General features: G+C 70.9%; 12 protein-coding genes. 8 read left to right on the top strand and 4 right to left on the bottom strand.

Translation table 11 applies throughout. The features are described 5' to 3' along the window. Positions 1-43 precede the first annotated feature (43 nt). The 4 genes from AJAP_RS23750 (at position 44) to AJAP_RS23735 (ending at position 2,830) form a co-directional block, all read left to right on the top strand. Positions 44-550 carry a flavodoxin domain-containing protein gene (locus tag AJAP_RS23750; RefSeq protein WP_038515316.1) on the top strand — a complete coding sequence of 169 codons (507 nt, stop codon included), beginning with the start codon at positions 44-46 and terminating at the stop codon, positions 548-550. Positions 551-589: 39 nt separating this feature from the next. Next, positions 590-862, top strand: a complete 273-nt coding sequence (locus AJAP_RS23745; RefSeq protein WP_038515315.1) for a DUF1905 domain-containing protein — start codon at positions 590-592, stop codon at positions 860-862. A 1-nt stretch (position 863) separates the two neighbouring features. Next, the gene (locus tag AJAP_RS23740) at positions 864-1,331 is read left to right on the top strand and encodes a hypothetical protein (protein ID WP_038515314.1); all 468 of its coding nucleotides are present in this window, start codon (positions 864-866) and stop codon (positions 1,329-1,331) included. An 89-nt stretch (positions 1,332-1,420) separates the two neighbouring features. Then, entirely contained in the window at positions 1,421-2,830 is a 1,410-nt protein-coding gene (locus tag AJAP_RS23735; RefSeq protein ID WP_084098310.1) for a DHA2 family efflux MFS transporter permease subunit, read from the top strand. Between the two features lie 67 nt (positions 2,831-2,897). Here the strand turns inward: AJAP_RS23735 and AJAP_RS23730 are convergent, their stop codons facing one another. The 3 genes from AJAP_RS23730 to AJAP_RS23720 all read right to left on the bottom strand — a co-directional run bounded on the left by AJAP_RS23730 (position 2,898) and on the right by AJAP_RS23720 (position 6,866). Continuing rightward, positions 2,898-4,418 carry a sialidase family protein gene (locus AJAP_RS23730; RefSeq protein ID WP_038515313.1) on the bottom strand — a complete coding sequence of 507 codons (1,521 nt, stop codon included), beginning with the start codon at positions 4,416-4,418 and terminating at the stop codon, positions 2,898-2,900. Between the two features lie 287 nt (positions 4,419-4,705). Then, positions 4,706-5,404 (bottom strand): Crp/Fnr family transcriptional regulator, encoded by a 699-nt coding sequence (locus tag AJAP_RS23725; protein ID WP_051972572.1) that lies wholly within the window; start codon positions 5,402-5,404, stop codon positions 4,706-4,708. Positions 5,405-5,441: 37 nt separating this feature from the next. Further along, positions 5,442-6,866 (bottom strand): aminotransferase-like domain-containing protein, encoded by a 1,425-nt coding sequence (locus tag AJAP_RS23720; protein ID WP_038515312.1) that lies wholly within the window; start codon positions 6,864-6,866, stop codon positions 5,442-5,444. On the opposite strand from AJAP_RS23720, the gene AJAP_RS23715 reads away from it, so the two are divergent. After that, complete coding sequence (locus tag AJAP_RS23715; protein WP_038515311.1) at positions 6,865-7,761, top strand: DMT family transporter; 897 nt, start codon at positions 6,865-6,867, stop codon at positions 7,759-7,761. The two genes, AJAP_RS23720 and AJAP_RS23715, sit on opposite strands and share 2 nt — an antisense overlap. Before the next feature lie 56 nt (positions 7,762-7,817). Further along, complete coding sequence (locus AJAP_RS23710; RefSeq protein WP_084098308.1) at positions 7,818-8,993, top strand: MFS transporter; 1,176 nt, start codon at positions 7,818-7,820, stop codon at positions 8,991-8,993. Here the strand turns inward: AJAP_RS23710 and AJAP_RS23705 are convergent. Then, a complete protein-coding gene (locus AJAP_RS23705) occupies positions 8,971-9,960 on the bottom strand; it encodes a YeiH family protein (RefSeq protein WP_038515310.1) in 990 nt (329 codons plus the stop codon). The two genes, AJAP_RS23710 and AJAP_RS23705, sit on opposite strands and share 23 nt — an antisense overlap. Positions 9,961-10,031: 71 nt before the next feature. On the opposite strand from AJAP_RS23705, the gene AJAP_RS23700 reads away from it, so the two are divergent. Together AJAP_RS23700 and AJAP_RS23695 are read left to right on the top strand one after the other, a co-directional pair. Further along, positions 10,032-10,937, top strand: coding sequence for a LysR family transcriptional regulator (locus AJAP_RS23700; RefSeq protein WP_038515309.1), 906 nt, complete (start codon positions 10,032-10,034; stop codon positions 10,935-10,937). A gap of 476 nt (positions 10,938-11,413) precedes the next feature. Further along, on the top strand, positions 11,414-17,809 hold the full coding sequence (locus AJAP_RS23695) for a type I polyketide synthase (protein ID WP_038523741.1): 6,396 nt from the start codon (positions 11,414-11,416) through the stop codon (positions 17,807-17,809). Positions 17,810-17,842: the final 33 nt, after the last annotated feature.

Raw genomic sequence — 17,842 nt, 5'->3', positions numbered from 1 at the left:
GCTGAACGGTGGCACGGGTTGCGGCCGCGCGGACAATGGGGACATGACCGCAGTGCTCGTCGTCCACGCCGGCCGATCCGGCGGGACCAGGGAGATCGCCGAGGTGATCGCCGCCGAGCTGCGGGAAGGCGGGCTGACGGCCGATCTGCTGGACGCGGCCGAAGTCGAGGACGTCGAGCCGTACGGCGCGGTGATCGTGGGAAGCGCGCTGTATCACCGGCGCTGGCGCCCGGAGGCGGTCCGCCTGCTCACCGAGCACGAGGAGGCGCTGCGGAACCGCCCCGTCTGGTTGTTCCACAGCGGGCCGTGCGGGCCGCTCGCCGCGGGCAAACGGGTGAGCCTGCCCGCCGGGGTCGCCCTGCTGGCCGCGAGGATCGACGCCGAACGCACGGCCACCTTCGGCGGAAGGCTCACCCCGGACACCGCGAGCGGGCTGTGCTGGAAGATCATGGCGGCGGGCCCGTGGGCGGGCGATTTCCGCGACTGGCCGTCGATCCGGGCCTGGGCCCGCGACGTCGGCCGCCGCGTGCGCATCCGGGTCACCCTCTGAATGTCTGTTTTCGTCGGTGCCCTGTCGTAGGGTTGATCCATGGAGGAAACACAGTTCACCGCGAAGCTGCTCAAGAGCCCGGAGAAGGGCGGCTGGACGTACGTGACCATGCCCGGCTCCGCCGAGTTCTTCGGCACCAGGGGACTGGTCAAGGTACGCGGGACGATCGACGGGCATCCGTTCCGGAGTTCGTTCATGGCGCTGGGGGACGGCACCCACAAGCTGCCGGTGAAGGCCGACCTGCGCAAGGCGATCGGCAAGGAAGAGGGCGACACGGTCGACGTCGTCCTGCTCGAAAGGCTCGAGGACTGAATTGGCCACCGCATGGAAGCCGTCCCCGGTCATCAAGATCTACGAGGCGCTCGGCGCGGTGGCCGACGGGCGGGTCGAGATCGACGGTGACACGGCACGCGTCGCGTCGTCGGACAAGGCCAAGACCTACGACGTCCGCCACGATCCGGCCGCGGGATCGATCACGGCCAACGACAACGGGTCCTACTGGCAGGGATATCTCGGCTACCCGGGCATCGCGTACCTGATGGAGCGCGGCGTGCTCGCCTACGACGGCGGCCTCACCGCCGGGCTGGCCGGTGTGCCGTGGAAGGAACTCGCCACCCGGTACCGCAACGATTGGGCGAAGGTGGAGAAACACGTTCGCGAAGACCTGTCCGAGAAGGGGGTGGATCTGGACCGGTTCGACGCCGGGCTCGCGGAGATCTCGAGCCGGCTGGAGGAATTGGCGCTCACCAAGCTTTCCCCGCGGCTGCGTCCGCCGAAGTGATCGAGGTGCTCTTCGCTTGACCTTGACTTAAGTCGAGGTCTTAGCGTGAGCCGGGTCAAGATCCCCGGGCACGTGAGGAGAACATCCCGATGGCTGTTTCGCTGGAACGGCGGGCGGACACCGCCCCGCCGCAGGACAAGGTTCCGGCCGAGGCCTGGCGGATGGCCTGGGTGATCGTGCTCGGCGCGTTCATGACCATGCTGGACACCACGGTCCTCGCGGTCGGGGCCGAGACACTCACCCGTGAGCTGGGCGCCGGAATCGCTTCCGTGCAATGGGTTTTCACCGCGTACCTGGTCGCGCTGGCGGTCGCGTTGCCGTTGTGCGGCTGGCTCAGCCGCCGCTTCGGCGCGGGCCGGGTCTGGCTGGTGTCGCTGGCGGCGTTCACCGTGGCTTCGGTGCTGTGCGCGCTCGCCGGGAACGTCGGCTGGTTGATCGGGCTGCGGGTCCTGCAGGGCCTCGCCGCCGGTCTGCTCCTGCCCGCCGGGCAGACGGTGCTCGGCCAGGCGGTCGGTCCCGCCCGGCTCGGGCGTGTCATGGGGACGCTGGGCATCGTGATGAGCGTCGGCCCGACGTTCGGCCCGGTTCTCGGCGGGGTCCTGCTGCGCGGTCTCTCCTGGCAATGGCTGTTCCTGATCAACATCCCGGTCGGCGTGATCGCGCTGGTACTCGGGCTGCGTTTGGTGCCTCGCGGTACGAAGGGCGCGGCGACCCGGCCCGACTGGCTCGGCTTCGTCCTGGTGAGCGCGGGAATCCCGGCGCTGCTGTACGGGCTCACCACCTGGGGTGAAGGTGGTGAGGAGTTCGGCGCGGGAGTGCTGGTGCCGCTCGTCGCCGGGGTCGTGCTGCTGGCGTTGTTCGTCCGGCGGTCGTGGGGCCGGGAGAACCCGGTGATGGACCTGACGTTGTTCCGGGGCCGCGTCTACACCGCGGCGGTCGCGTTGTCCTTCTTCGCCGCGCCCGCGTTGTTCGGCGCGCTTTTCCTGCTGCCGCTGTACTTCCAGGTGCTGGGCGGGAACGGGGTCGTCGAGACGGGGCTGCTGCTGATGGGGCTCGGGCTCGGTTCGGCGATCGCGTTGCCGATCTCCGGCAAGCTCACCGACCGCTACGGCGCGGGCCTGGTCGCCGCCTGGGGGAGTGTCGCGACGCTCGCCACCACCGTGCCCTTCGCCATCGGCGGTTTCCCGCCGGACGGTGTCGTCGTGCAGATCCTGTTGCTGGCCAGGGGAATCGCCGTGGCCTTCCTGCTGATGCCCGCGACGACGGCCGGATACGCGGCCGTCACCAAGGACCAGTTGCCCGACGCCGCCGCACAGATCAACATCGTCAGCCGGGTCGGCGGTGCCGCCGGGACGGCCTTGTTCGCCGTCGTACTGGCGAATCTGTTGCCCGCGGGCGCGGACGCGGCCTTCCGCGCGACGTTCTGGTGGCTCACCGCCGCGGCCGCGGTCGCCGCGCTGCTGGGCGCGAGGCTCTGGTGGGTGACGCGCCGCGCGTGACCTCGGTCCGTGAAGGCCTCCTTGAGGGACCCAGAGTCCCTCAAGGAGGCCTTCACGGACGCCCTGCTCAGCCGCAGTGTTCGGACGGGCTGTCGTACTTGATCCCGCCCGCGGAACCGCCCCATTTCACGCATTTGCCCGCCGCGGCCGCCCGTACCGGACCGGCGAACCACGAGAACGAGCCCGAGTCGGTGATCCGGGCCGACCCCGACACCTCGAGATAGGCCGACGTCGCGGTCGCGGTGCCCGCCGCTTCACCCTTCATCGTGCTGACACAGTTCTGTCCGTTGGAAGCGTTGTAGGACAGGTAAACCGTGCCGGCCGTCCCGAGCGGCGCCGAGTCGATCACGCCGTATCCGCCGCCGCAGACCGGGGCGCCGAGGGTCGTCTCGGTGACGGTCGAGAAGCGGATGGTCTCGTTGGCGTTGCCCGCCGGGCCCGCCTCGTACAGCACGCCGACCGAGCCCGACGAAAGCTGGACCATGTCGGAGTACGCGGCGTCACCGCTCCACACCAGGGTTCCGGCGGAGTTGCCCTGCCAGTTCGCGCCCTCGTCGAACGACGACCGCACGACGAGTTCCTTGCGGCGGTCGCAGACCGACGGCGCGGCGAACAGGATCCGGTTGTACTTGCCCGCCTTGTCGGTCGCGGTCATCCGCACGGTCGAGGCCTGCACCACCGGCGTGATCAAGTCCTCCTCGAAGGTGAACTTGGTGGAGAAGCTCGCCCCGCCGTCGGAACTGATGGCGTAGGCACGGTTCTTCGCGCCGCCACTCAGGCATTTGTTGTCGTTGTTGGCCTGGTTGCGCGCCGCGGCGTAGACGCGCCCGTCGAGCAGTTCGGTGACGCTGATCTCCTGCGGGTTGAGCCCGGCCGTCGTCGCCGGGGTGTCCGTGGCGCCGCGCTTCCACGTGACACCCTGGTCGTCGCTGTAGACGAGCGCGCCGCTGTTCTTGCCGTCGATGGTGTAACTCATCCCGGCGACGATCCGGCCGGCGTGCGCGCCGCGCGTCAGCACGATGCCGTGCGACGGGCCGGTCGCGAGCCAGCCCGGCGCGGTGTCGAACCCGAGTTGTGTGGTGAGCACCTTCGGCGCGGTCCACGTCTTGCCGTGGTCGTCGCTGATCGAGACGCGCGGAATCCGGTTGCAGTCCGGGTTCTTGACGCATTCCATCACCGACAGCAGCACGATCCGCCCGGTGGACGGGATCACGATCGGGGTCGGGTTTCCTTTGGTGTCACCGAAACCTTCGATGACGATCTTCGGGGCGCTCCAGGTCTTGCCGTTGTCGGCGGAGCGTTTCACGACGAGATCGATGTCGCCACTGTCGTTGCAGAAGCTGGCGCCGCCGTTGCGTCCTTCGGCGAACGCGAGCAGCTCGCCGTTGTTCGCCTTGACGATCGCGGGGATTCTGAAGCAGTCGTAACCTTCTGTTTTCTGTTTGTACACCAACGTGTTCCCGACGGCGGCGGCCGAAATCCGGTCGCCGGTGGCCGGTGTGGCGAGGGAGGTGGCCGGGGTTGCGCCGACCGCCGCGGTGGCGACGAGGGCCGCGAACAGACCCTGTGCGACGCGGGAGATCTTCACGGGAGTGACTCCGTCCTGGATTCGGTTCCGGGTGACGGGTCGTCAGAGTCCTTCCGGCTCGTACAGCCGTCGTACAAGAGACGTACAACCGGTTTCGCCGTTTGTGTCAGGTGACGCAGAACGGCGGCGTCGTTCCTGCCAAACTCGTTCTCGTCGGACACGGCGCGAGATCGGCGGGGGAGGCCGATGAAGGTGATCGATCCGGAGAGGGTGAGGGACGGTCGATCGCCGGTTCGCGTCGTGGCGCCGGTGGGTCCGGTGTTCGGGACCCGCCGGCGGTCCCCGGCTCAGTGGTCGTCGGGGGCCAGTTGCCTGAGGTCGTTCAGGCTCCGGACGACCAGCCGCTGGCGGCCGGTGCTGAGCAGGCCGTCGGTGCGCAAGGTCCGCAGGGTCCGCGCGACGGCTTCCCGTGACGCGGATGCGAGTCCAGCCAGGTCGCGTTGGTTGATCTTCAGCGCGATCAGGGTGCCTTCGGCGACGGGCACGCCGTAGCGCTCGGCGAGGTCGACGAGGATGGCGGCGATGCGCTCGGCGGCGGTGCTGTCCCCGAATTCGGTCCGGCGCGAGTTGGCGTAGCGCAGACGTGAGGTGATGATCCGGAGCAGGACCACGGAGATGCCGGGATGTTCGCGGAGCACGGAGTTGAACGCCCGCGCGGACAGCCACAGTCCGGTGACCGGTTCGACGGCGATCGCCGTGGCCGAGCGCAGGCTGCCGTCCATCGACGCCATCTCGCCGATGATGTCGCCCGGATCCCGCACGGCGAGCACGGCGTCGTAACCGCCGGTGGACACCGACGTGATCTTGACCCGTCCGGTCATCAGGATCAGCACCCAGTCCGAGCGGTCGCCCTCGCGGATGATCACCGTTCCCGCCGGGTACCGGCGCAGTTCGGCCTCGGCCCGCAGCGCCTTGCGCTGGCCGTCGTCGAGCAGCTCCCAGAGCCTGCCGGGTGCATCGTGCGGCTCCGCCGCCGGCTGAGTCATGCCTTCTCGTCGCCTCCGTGGCCGATCGTACGAGACGTCAACCGGGGAGCTCCTGGTACGCCTGGGAAAGGCGTTGGATCCCGTCGCGCAGCTGCGCGCCCGTCGCGGCGCTGACGTAGCTCAGGCGCAGATAGGGCCCCGGCGCCTCGGCCGCGAAGTACATCCTGCCCGGGGTGACCGCTACTCCCGCGCGGAAAGCGGCACTCGTCAGCGCTACTTCGTCGACGAAGCCGGGGAGCGGCTGCCACAGGTGGTAACCCCCGGTCGGGACCGGGACGGCCTGCCAGGACGGCAGGAACTCCCGCAACGCCGAGACGGCCACGTCGCGGCGTTCCCGCAACGACGCCGCGAGAGTCCGCAGGTGCCGGGACCAAGCCGGGGAGCTCACCAGTTCGAGCGCGGTTTCCTGCAGCGGCCGCGGCACGAAGAAGCTCTCGACGGCGTGGAGACCGCGCAGCCGTTCCAATGCGGGGCCGCGGGCGGCGAGCGCGCTGATCCGCAGGCTCGGCGACGCAGGTTTCGTGAGCGAGCGGATGTGCACCACGACCCCGTCGGGATCGTCGGCCACGAGCGGCGGCGGGGGAGCCGGGCTGCCGGGATGCGCCATCAGCCGGGCGAAATCGTCCTCGATCACGAAAGCACCCGCGGCACGGGCGATCCGCAGCACCTCGGCGCGGCGTTCGGCGCACAGCACCGCGCCGGTCGGGTTCTGGAACGCGGGCTGGCAGACGAACAACCGGGCGCCGGTCTCGCGGAAGGCGTCCGCGAGCAGTCCGGGCCGGACGCCGTCGCGGTCGATCGGCACCGGGACCGGCCGCAGCCCGGACGCCCGCGCGATCGCCAGCATCCCCGGGTACGTCGGGGATTCCACCAGCACCGGCGCGCCGGGAGCGCCGAGCGCGCGCAACGCCGTGGTCAGCGCGCTCTGCCCGCCCGAGGTGACCAGCACGTTCTCGACGTTCACCGGGCTGCCGATGTCGCGGGCGAACCAGGCCCGCAGTTCGGGCAGGCCGCAGATCGGCGGCCGCGTCCACGCGCCGGGACGGCGGCCGGCGCGGGCCGACGCCGCCGCGAGTTCGCGTTCCGGCTGGAGACTCGGATGCGTGTACCCGCCGTTGAGGTCGATGACGCCCGAAGGCGGGTCGCTCAGCGCGGTGAGCACGCCGCTCGCGTCGATCGCGCGGGTGCCGGACTGCGAGCTCAGCGCCACCTCCTGCCACGACACGTCGCCGGACACCGCCGCTTCACGAGGCGGCGGCGCGCGGAACACGCCGGCGCCGGGGCGGGTGATCACCAGTCCTTCGGCGGCCAGCGCCGCGATGGCGCGCGACACCGTCACCGGGCTCACCTTCAGCTCCCGGACCAGCTCCCGGCTGGACGGCAGCTTTCCATCGATCGGATAGCGATCCAAAGTGGACCGCAGCTGTATGACCAGGCTGGTGACGCTGCTACCATCGGACATGAGACTGGATGATAGCGCTATCGCGGACCGGGCAGTAGCGGTCCGCTCCGGGACCGCGCTGGCGGCGCTGGGTGTCCTCGCCTTCTCGTTCACGTTCCCCGCCACCGTGTGGGCGCTCAAGGGCTTCGACCCGTGGACCGCCACCGGGCTGCGCAGTGTCCTGGCCGCACTGGTCGCCGGTACCTGTCTCCGGGTCTTCCGGGTGCCGCTGCCGAGGCGCGACCAGTGGCGGGGCCTGGCCGTGGTCTCCCTCGGCTGTGTCCTCGCCTTCCCGATCCTGACCACGCTCGCGCTCAAGACGTCGTCGACGGCGCATTCCGCGGTGGTGATCGGCCTGCTGCCGCTGGCCACCGCCGTCATCTCCTCGAAGCTGACCGGGAACCGGCCGTCCCGCCGGTTCTGGCTCGCCGCCGCCGTCGGCGCGAGCGCGGTCGTGGTGTTCACCGTCGCGCAGAGCGGCGGCGGACTGTCCACAGCGGACCTGTTCCTGTTCGGCGCGCTCGTGCTGTGCGCGTTCGGGTACGCCGAGGGCGGCAGGCTGGCCAGGGAAATGCCCGGCTGGCAGGTGATCGCGTGGGGGCTGGTCCTCGCGCTCCCGGTCACCGTTTCGTTCGCCGTCTTCGGGCTCGCGACCGAGCCGCTGCACGTCACCGGCGAGGGGATCGCCGGTCTGCTCTACATCGCGCTCGTCTCGCAGTTCGGCGGATTCCTGGCCTGGTACCGGGGAATGGCCGAGATCGGCGTCGCGCGGGCGAGCCAGTTGCAGCTCGCGCAGCCGCTGCTGACGCTGGTCTGGGCGGTCCTGCTGCTCGGTGAGCATCTCCCGGCCGCCGCTCCGGTCACCGCGCTGATCGTCGTCGCCTGCATCGTCGTGACCCAGCGGTCCCGTACCTAGATCAACGTCGCGAATCCGCCAGACCGCGGTGCCCGCGCGGTGATGGGCTGGAGCACATGACCGCTTCGACCCTCGACACCTCCGCGCGGACCCCGCTGAAGGGATGGCTCGCCGTCCTCGCGGTGACACTCGGGATCTTCTCCCTTGTCACCACGGAGATCCTGCCGATCGGCCTCCTGACCCCGATCGGCGAGGACTTCCGGATCACGCCGGGGACGGCGGGCCTGACCATGACCCTGCCGGGGTTCCTCGCCGCGCTCGCGGCCCCGGCCGTCACCGTCGCCGCCGGACGGCTCGACCGCCGGATCCTGCTGTGCGCGCTGATGGTGGTGCTGGCGCTGTCCGACGTCCTCGCGGCGACGGCGCACGCGTACTGGGCCGTGCTGGTCTCGCGAGTTCTCGTCGGGCTGGTGATCGGCGCCTTCTGGGCGATCGGGTCCGGGCTCGCCGCCCGGCTCGTCGGCCCGGAACGCGCGGGCACGGCGACCGCGGTGATCTTCTCCGCCGTCCCGCTCGGCTCGGTGCTGGGCGTGCCCGCGGGCACCTTCCTCGGCGAACTTTTCGGCTGGCGGGCCGCTTTCGCCGTGATGGCCGTGTTCACGGCCGGTGTCCTCGCGGCGCTGGCGTTGGCCTTGCCCCCACTGCCGTCGGCGGGTGCGACCCGGCTCGGCGTCCTGCGCGAGATGACCCGTCAGCGGGCGACCCGGCTCGGGCTGCTCGTCACGGTGCTGGTCGTGCTCGCCCATTTCGGGACCTACACCTACGTCACGCCGCTCCTGCGCCAGGTGACGCAGGTGAGCCCGGAGCTGATCACCGTCTTCCTGTTCATCTACGGCACCGCCGGGATCGCCGGCAACTTCGCCGCCGGGGCGGCGATCGCGCGCGACCTCCGGCTGACCTTCCTCGCCGCGGCGGGCCTGATCGGCATGGTGACCTGCGCGTTGCCGTTCCTCGGCGACACGGAACCTGGCGCGCTCGCGCTGCTGGTGGTCTGGGGTTTCGCCTACGGTGCCGTCCCGGTCTGTTCGGGAACGTGGTTCGCGAGGGCGGCTCCGCAGGCGCCCGAGGCGGCGTCGGTGCTGTTCACCTCGTCGTTCCAAGCGACCCTCTCGGCGGGCGCGTTGCTCGGCGGACTGGTCGTCGACGCGGTGTCCGTCCCGGCCGTGATGGTCACCGGCGGCGTGGTCGCGCTGCTCGCGGTGGCGGTCCTCAGCCGAGCACGGTCAGCGTGACCAGCGCGGTGGTCCCGACCAGCAGGGTGGAGAGCAGCCCGAGCACCAGGGCACGGCCGCCGGTGCGGACGAGCGTGCCGATCCGGACCGCGCAGCCCAGCCCGAACAGCGCTCCGGCCAACAGCAGCGTGCAGGCGATCTTGGCGACGTCGAGCGCGAGACCCGGCACGATCCCGGTGCTGCGCAGCGCGGCCATCGCCAGGAAGCCGATAACGAACAGCGGGACGAGCGGCGGCCGCTTGCCGTCGACGGGACGGTTCCGTTCGTGCACGCCGACCGCGGCGACCATGGGGGCGAGCAGGACCACCCGGCTGAGCTTGATCACGATGGCGACCGCGATGGCGGCACTGCCCGCGGGGGTGGCCGCGGCGACGACCTGCGCGACCTCGTGCACGCTGAGCCCGGCCCATTCACCGATGCGGGCCGCGTCGAGCCGCAGCCAGCCGCCGATCAACGGGACCGCGGCGATGGCGAGCCCGCCGTAGAAGGTGACCAGCGCGACGGCGGTCGCGACGTCCGAGTCCTCGCGTTTCACCACGCCTTCCATGGCGGCGATGGCGGACGCGCCGCAGATCGAGAATCCGGTCGCGACCAGCATCGCCAGGCCGCGTGGCACGCCGAGGAGCCTGCCGAGGCCGATGGTGCCGAGGAAGGTGATGCCGACCGTGAGCACGACGGCGAGCAGGGTGCCGGGGCCGAGCGCGAGGACGGCCGGGAGCGAGAGCTGGAGACCGAGCAGTACGACGCCGGCGCGAAGCAGCTTCTTGGTGATCCCGGCGATGGCCTTCCGGGTCTCCTCCGACACCGACGACAGCGAACCGGTGAGGATGCCGAGCACGACGGCGATGGTGAGCGCGCTGACGACCGGGAAAGCGGTGCCGACCAGGTACGCGGCGGCCACTCCGGCGCCGGTGACGGCCAAGGCCGTGAGGTAGGGCTTCGTCGGTCTCGCGTGCGTGGTGCTCATGGTTCGAGCTTCGCCCGGCCGGCGTGGCCTCGGTAGCCGGGAATACCGGGGGTAGGTCATACACTTGGGCTATGACCACACCCGATCTGGACTCCCTGCGCCTGCTCGTGCTCGTGGACGAGCTCGGCAGTATCGGACAGGCCGCGGCCAGCCTCGGGATCGCGCAGCCGTCCGCGAGCAAACGACTGTCCACAGTCGAGCGACGGCTGGGGCTGGTGCTGGTCGACCGTACGCGGCGCGGCTCCGCGCTCACCCCCGACGGCCGGGTCATCGCGGGCTGGGCGCATCGCGTGCTGTCCGAAATCGACGGTCTGCTCGACGGCGCCGAGGCGCTGCGCACCCAGCACGAGGCGCATCTGCGGGTCGCCGCGAGCATGACGCTGGCCGAGTACCTGGTGCCGGGCTGGATCGGCGAGCTCAAACGCGGTGACCCCGGGCTGTACCTCGGGCTGGAGGTCACCAACTCCGACCAGGCCGCCGAAATGGCGCGCGAGGGCAAGGTCGATCTCGGCTTCGTCGAATCGCCCGGTTCGCTGCCCGGCCTCTCGTCGCGGCGGGTGGCGACCGACCGTCTCGTCCTCGTCGTGCCCGCGAGCCATCCGTGGGCGCGCAAACGCCGCCCGGTGACCGCGGCCGAGCTGGCGATCACGCCGCTCGTGGTGCGTGAACTCGGTTCCGGGACCAGGGAGACGGTGGACGCCGCACTGCGCAAGGCCGGGGTCGGTCCGGCGAAACCGTTGCTGGAACTGGGTTCCGCCTCCGCCGTCCGCAACGCGGTGATCGCGGGCGCCGGACCGGCGGTGATCAGCGAGCTCGCCATCGCCCGGGACGTCGCCGATCGACGGCTCGTCGCGGTCGCGGTGGACGGCGTCGACTTCGGCCGGGAGCTGCGCGCGGTGTGGCCCGCCGGGCGGCGGCTCGCCGGTCCGGCCGCGGAACTGCTGGGCATCGCCGTCCGAAATGCGAAATCCCGCTGATTCCCTTCATGTTTTTCGCGCGTGATACCGAAACTCCCGGCGCCGGGCTACCGACGATAGGGCGAAAGGGAGTCGATTTCCGGAAATGGGTACGGACCACTGAATCCGGTGGTCCGACGAAAGCGGAATGGTGAACTCCGGGTAACACGCCGGATGGCGTATCGGACGTTGGGACACCTGGTCGTTGACTGTCCTTTCCTGTAGGGGCAGGAAAAACCCGGCCTCTTGGATGTCCCGTGTGTATCCGGGACGCTAAATTCCCGCGACGGACTTCGCGTTTCACAAGGTCGGCGTACCGCCATCCGGTTCCTGTGAGCGGAAACCCTACTGTCGAGTATTGACGTGAAGCCTCGCCTGCGTTTAAGTACGCCCGGTAACCAAGTCACTCTTCCGTGTGCCGGAGGCTTCCCGTGGGTAAGTCGATTCGTGGCGCCGATGCCTCAACGTTGACCGGTACGGCGGATCTGCTCATCGCGATGCACCCTCATCGTGTTCCGTCCGCGCGGTTCACCGCCGCGGCGGCGCGGGCCGGTGCGCTCGGCGTCCTGGATCTGACCAGCGGAAACCGGACGGCCCGCGAAGAACTCGACCTGGCGGAGGACTTGCTCGCGACCGGCTTCGGCGTCCGTGTCGCGGGACCGGTCGACCTTCCTTCCGCGGCGCACACGGTTCTGCTCGCCGCGGGCACACCGCTGTCCACTGTGGACTTCGCGAGCCGTCGGACGCTCGTCGAAGTCACGAGCCGGGACGAAGCCGTGCGAGCCGTCGTCGCCGGTGCGGACGGGCTCGTCGCCCGCGGCCACGAGGCGGGCGGCAGCGTCGGCGAACTCGGCACCTTCGTGTTCCTGCAGCAGTTGCTGGCCGATCCGGCGATCGGCGTCCCGGTCTGGGCGTACGGCGGGATCGGCGCGCACACCGCGGCCGCCGCCGTGGCCGGAGGCGCCGCCGGTGTCGTCCTCGACACGGCGTTCGCGCTGCTCCCCGAAGCGGAACTCCCGTCGGACGTCACGAGGGCACTGGAAGGCCTCGACGGTTCCGAGACCATTGTGGACGGTGGTGTCCGGCGCCTCCGCCGACGGCCGGTCGAAGCCGGTCAGGACGCCTTCCTGCCCGAGCGGTTCCGCGACCGCTGGGGAACCCTCCCGGCCGCGATCCACGGTGTTCGCGCGTCGATCGCCGAGGGTCTCGCCGCTTCCGGTGACCCGTTGCCGCTCGCGCAGGGACCGATGACCCGGGTCAGCGACCAGCCCGAATTCGCGCGGGCCGTCGCCGCCGGGGGAGCGCTGCCGTTCCTGGCGCTGGCGTTGTCCGGGGCCGCGCGGACCCGCGAGATGCTCGAAGCGACCAAGTCGGCGTTGGGTGACGCGCCCTGGGGCGTCGGCGTGCTCGGGTTCGCGGCCGAGGACGTCCGTGCCGCGCAGCTCGAGGTGATCCGCGAGATCCGGCCGAGCCACGCCATCATCGCCGGCGGCCGTCCGGCGCAGGCGAAGGCGCTGGAAGAGGCAGGCATCTCGACGTTCCTGCACGTCCCGTCGCCGGGTTTGCTGCGCCAGTTCCTCGAAGCGGGCGCGCGCAAATTCGTCTTCGAAGGTGCCGAATGTGGTGGGCATGTCGGGCCGAGGGCGAGTTTTCCCTTGTGGGAAGCCCAGATCGACGTGCTCCGTGAGTACGCGGCAGAGGTCGAGGTGTACTTCGCCGGTGGCATCCACGACGAACGCTCGGCCGCGATGGTCACCGCCGCCGCGGCCCCGCTGACCCGGCTCGGCGCGACGGTCGGCCTGCTGATGGGCACCGCGTACCTGTTCACCGAGGAGGCCGTCCGGGCGGGCGCCGTCCTGCCGTTGTTCCAGCGCCAGGTCGTCGAAGCCACGCGCACCGACCTGCTGGAGACCGCGCCGGGACACGCGACACGGTGCGTGCGTTCGGCGTTCACCACCGAATACGCGGAACTCAAACGCGCGCTGAAGGACGTGCCCGATCGCGAAGCCTGGGAACGGCTGGAGAAGCTCAACGTCGGACGGCTTCGCCTGGCGAGCAAGGGAATCGAGCGGGTCGGGGACGCGCTCAACCCGGTCGGTGAGGATCGGCAGCTCGCCGAAGGCATGTTCATGGCGGGCGATGTCGCCGTGCTGCGGTCCGAGGTCACGACGATCGCCCGGTTGCACGAGGCCGTCGGCCCCGGGGCCCAGGCGTTCCTCGCCGCCCGCGCCGCCGAACTGCTGAGCGTCCCGGCCGACGAGCCCGTGCCGGCACCGCTCGACATCGCCATCGTGGGGATGGCCGGGGTCTTCCCGCAGGCCGGAGATCTCGCCGCGTTCTGGGCGAACATCCTGTCCGGAGCGGACTCCGTCACCGAGGTCCCGGCCCGGCGCTGGGATCCGGCGCTCTACTACGCGCCCGGCGGCGATGGCGAGAAGACGCCGTCACGCTGGGGCGGTTTCCTGCCGGAGATCCCGTTCGACCCGCTCGACCACGGCATCCCGCCCGCGTCGCTCGCGAGTATCGAACCCGTCCAGCTGCTGGCGCTGGAAGTGTCGCGGCGGGCGCTCGCCGACGCCGGATACGCCGAACGCGATTTCGACCGGTCCCGCACGTCGGTGGTCTTCGGCGCCGAAGCCGGGAGCGACCTGTCCAACGCGATGACCCTGCGGACCGTGCTGCCGTCCTACCTCGGCGAACTCCCGGCCGACCTCGACCGCCAGTTGCCGCGCCTGACCGAGGACTCGTTCCCCGGCGTGCTCGCGAACGTCATCGCGGGCCGGGTCGCGAACCGGCTCGACCTCGGCGGCGCGAACTACACGGTCGACGCGGCGTGCGCCTCGTCGCTGACCGCCGTCGACGTCGCCTGCAAGGAACTTGTCAGCGGCACCAGCGATCTCGTCCTGTGCGGCGGCGCCGACCTGCACAACGGCATCAACGACTACCTGCTGTTCTCCTCGGTGCACGCGCTCTCGCCGTCCGGCCGCTCGGCCACCTTCGACAGCGACGCGGACGGGATCGCGCTGGGCGAGGGCGTCGCGTGCGTCGTCCTGAAACGGCTGGCGGATGCCGAACGCGACGGCGACCGCGTGTACGCCGTCATCAAGGGCGTCGGCAGTGCCAGCGACGGACGGGCACTCGGGCTCACCGCGCCTCGGCCGGAAGGGCAGCACAACGCGCTGACCAGGGCGTACCGCAACGCCGGGATCTCACCGTCGCGGGTCGGGCTCGTCGAAGCGCACGGCACCGGCACCGTCGTCGGCGACCGCACCGAACTCACCACCCTGACCGAGGTGTTCACCGAAGCGGGCGCCGAACCCGGCCGGTGCGCGCTCGGTTCGGTGAAATCCCAGATCGGGCACACGAAATGCGCCGCCGGGCTGGCCGGGTTGATCAAGGCGAGCCTCGCGCTGCACACCGGCGTCAAACCGCCGACGCTGCACCTGGCGAAGCCGAATCCGGCGTGGGACCCGGCGACCAGCCCGTTCGCGTTCCACACCGAGGCCCGGCCGTGGGCCGAGACCGAACGCGTCGCCGGAGTGAGCGCGTTCGGGTTCGGCGGCACGAACTTCCACGTCGTCCTCGCCGCGCACGAAGGCGCCGTCCCACCCGCGAAAACCCTCGATGATTGGCCTGCCGAGCTCTTCCTGTTCGCGGGTGACAAGGACGCGCAGGATCTCCTGGCCGCCACGGGACAGGGTTGGCGGCTGCGTGATCTGGCGTTCGCCGCGTCCCGTCGGGCGGAAACCCGGGACGGGCGGCCGAGGTTCGCCATTCTGGCGTCCACTGTGGACGAACTGGCCGGGTTGCTCCGCCGCGCCATCGCGGGGGAGCGGGACGAGGACGCGGGTATCTTCGCCGCCGACGACGACGCGCCGGTGGGCGAGATCGCGTTCCTCTTCCCCGGGCAGGGCGGCCAGCGGCCGGGGATGTTCGCGGAGCTGTTCGTCGCGTTCCCCGAACTGCGGCGCTACCTCGCGCGCGGCGGGACCACGGTCGACGTCCTGTTCCCGCCCACCGCGTTCGACGAGGCCGGACGCGAGGCCCAACGTGCCCGGCTGACCGACACCCGGGCCGCGCAACCCGCGCTCGGCATCGTGGGGCTCGCCGCGCACCACCTGCTGGGTACGGCCGGTGTCCGGCCCTCGATGGTGGCAGGTCACAGCTACGGCGAACTCGTCGCGCTGACCGTCGCCGGTGCGTTGAGTTCGGCTTCGCTGCTGGACCTCAGCCGCGCGCGGGCGGAGGCGATCCTCGGCGCGACCGGCACCGGCGACCCGGGAACGATGGCGGCCGTCGCCGCGAATCCGGCCGACGTCGAAGAGGTGCTCGCCGCCGAGGGCCTGACCGGGACCGTCGTCACCGCCAACCGGAATTCGCCGAAACAGACGGTGATCTCCGGGCCGACGGACGCCGTCGGTGTGGCGGTGGACCGGCTACGCGACCGCGGGATCGGCGCGAAATCCCTTCCGGTCGCGTGCGCGTTCCACAGCCCGTTGGTCGCCTCGGCGGAGGCGGAGTTCGCCCGCGTGCTCGGCACCGTCGCGGTCAGGGCACCGGAGATCCCGGTGTGGGCCAACCAGACCGCTGCGCCCTACCCGTCCACTCCGGACGGGATCCGTGCCGGGCTGGCCGCGCAGATCGGCGCGCCGGTGCGGTTCGCCGACCAGATCGAGGCCATGTACGCGGCGGGCGCCCGGACGTTCGTCGAAGCGGGCCCCGGCTCGGTCCTCGCCCGGCTCGTCGATGCCGTACTCGACGGCCGTCCACATCGGACGGTCACTCTCGAAGGCGGCCGCCGCACCGGGATCCCCGGCTTCCTCGCCGCCGTGGCGAGGCTGGCGGTCGCCGGCGCGGACGTCCGCACCGGCCGGTTGTTCACCGGCCGCGCGGGCACGGACGCGCTGTCCGCACGGCCGCCGAAGAAGGCGGGATGGACCGTCGACGGACACCTCGTCCGCACCGCCGACGGCGAGATCCCCGCCACCGCCCTGCACCCAGCCCAGCGAATCCCCACGGAGGCGATCGTGACTTCCCGGCCCGGCACCGACGGCGGTGAGGCGCTCATCTCGGAGTTCCTCCGCACCAGCCGCGAGATGATCGCCGCGCAACGGGACGTCCTGCTCGGCTACTTCGGTACCGATCCCGGTGTGCCGCCGCCCGCGCCCGTCGTCGTTCCTTCGGTACCCGAGCCCGTGCGCGTCGAGGTCGCGCCCGAACGCTCGATCTTCGACACCGTCGTCGAGGTGATCGGCGAGCGGACCGGCTATCCGGTGGACATGATCGAGCCGGATCTGGACCTCGAAGCCGATCTGAGCGTCGATTCGATCAAACGGGCCGAGATCGCCGGGGAACTCGCGACCCGGCTGGGCCTGACCGACGGCGACCCCGAAGTTCTCGCCAAGGCTCGGACAGCGGCCGAACTCGCCGATCTGCTCGGCGGCGTTCCCGCCGGTGACCAGCCCGCCGAAGAGAGCGGTGCCGTCGTGGTGGCGCCGAAGCGCTACCTGATGCGGGAATTCGATCTCGCCGGCGCCGCTCCCGCCGACGAGGAACTCGCCGGGCTCCGTTTCGCCGTCGTCGGCGAAGGTCAGGTCGCCGAGATGCTCACCGCCCGGCTCGCCGGGTACGGCGCCGAAACCGAACTGGTCCAAGGCGTACCGGAGCACGGCGCGGACGGCGTGTTCCACCTGTCACCGTCGTTCCCCGACGATTTCCCGCTGTACCAAGCGGTTTTGGCGCGAGGTCCGCGCTGGCTCATCGCGAACGGCCCCGCCGACGGTGCCCGCGGCTTCTTCCGTACGGTGGCCAGGGAGTATCCGGACACGGTCGCCCGCGTGGTGGAGCAGCATCCGGAATCCACCGTGGACGAACAAGTGGAGACCCTGCTCGCCGAGCTGTCCGCCGGGGACTGGGAGCCGGTCGTCGTCCGCCGCGGTGACGCGCGGCGTGGTCTGCGGATGACGGAGGAAGGCCTCGGTCTGCTCGGCAGCACGGGCGCAGGTCCGGCCGGGGACGGAACGGCCGAGGCCGACGCGCTCGGCCTGGACCGGGATTCGGTCGTCCTCCTGGTCGGCGGGGCGAAGGGCATCACCGCCCGGCTGGCCACCACGCTGGCCTCGGCGTCGCGGTGCCGCATCGAACTGTTCGGCCGCACCGCCGTGCCCATCGACGGCGAGGAACCGGAAATCGCGACCGCGACGACGACGGAAGGGCTGCGTGCCGCCCTGATCGGGAGCGGACTGACCAAACCGGCGGAGATCGAGCGGACCATCCGGCTCATCGAGTCCGAACGCGAGGTCCGCGGAACGTTGCGGCGGATCGGCGACCTCGGCAGCCCGGTGCGGTACCACTCGGTGGACATGCTCGACGCGGAGGCCGTGCACCGCGCGGTCAAGGAGATCCACGCCGAACACGGCAGGCTCGACGGCATCGTCTACGCGGCGGGCGTCATCGAGGACAAGCTGATCGCCGAGAAGGACCCGGCGTCCTTCGACCGGGTCTTCGCCACCAAGGTCGAAGGGGCGAGCACCCTGCTCGCGGCGGCCGGTGAATTGCCGGAGGCGCCGAAGTTCGCCGTCCTGTTCGGCAGTATCGCCGCGACATTGGGAAACCGTGGCCAGTCCGACTACGCGGCCGCGAACGACGCGCTGGAGACGCTCGGTCATCGCTGGTCCACTGTGTACGGACGTCGTGGGCTCACCGTCCATTGGGGACCGTGGGCGCCCACCGGGGTGAACAACGGGATGGTCACCCCGGACCTGATGCGGGACTACGCCCGGCGCGGGATCGAGCTGATCGACCCCGAGGAAGGCACCTTGAGCCTGTTGCGCGAACTGGCGTGGGGCGACGCGGGCCTCACGTCCGTCACCTACACCGCGTCGGGGTGGTGACCGGTGGCCGAAACGCCCCCGATCGCGATCGTC

Origin of the sequence: Amycolatopsis japonica, from assembly GCF_000732925.1 — a bacterium.
GTDB classification, from domain to species: Bacteria; Actinomycetota; Actinomycetes; order Mycobacteriales; family Pseudonocardiaceae; genus Amycolatopsis; species Amycolatopsis japonica.
The sequence above is the reverse complement of the archived record's forward strand: the minus strand, read 5'-3'. Positions and strand labels throughout refer to the sequence as shown.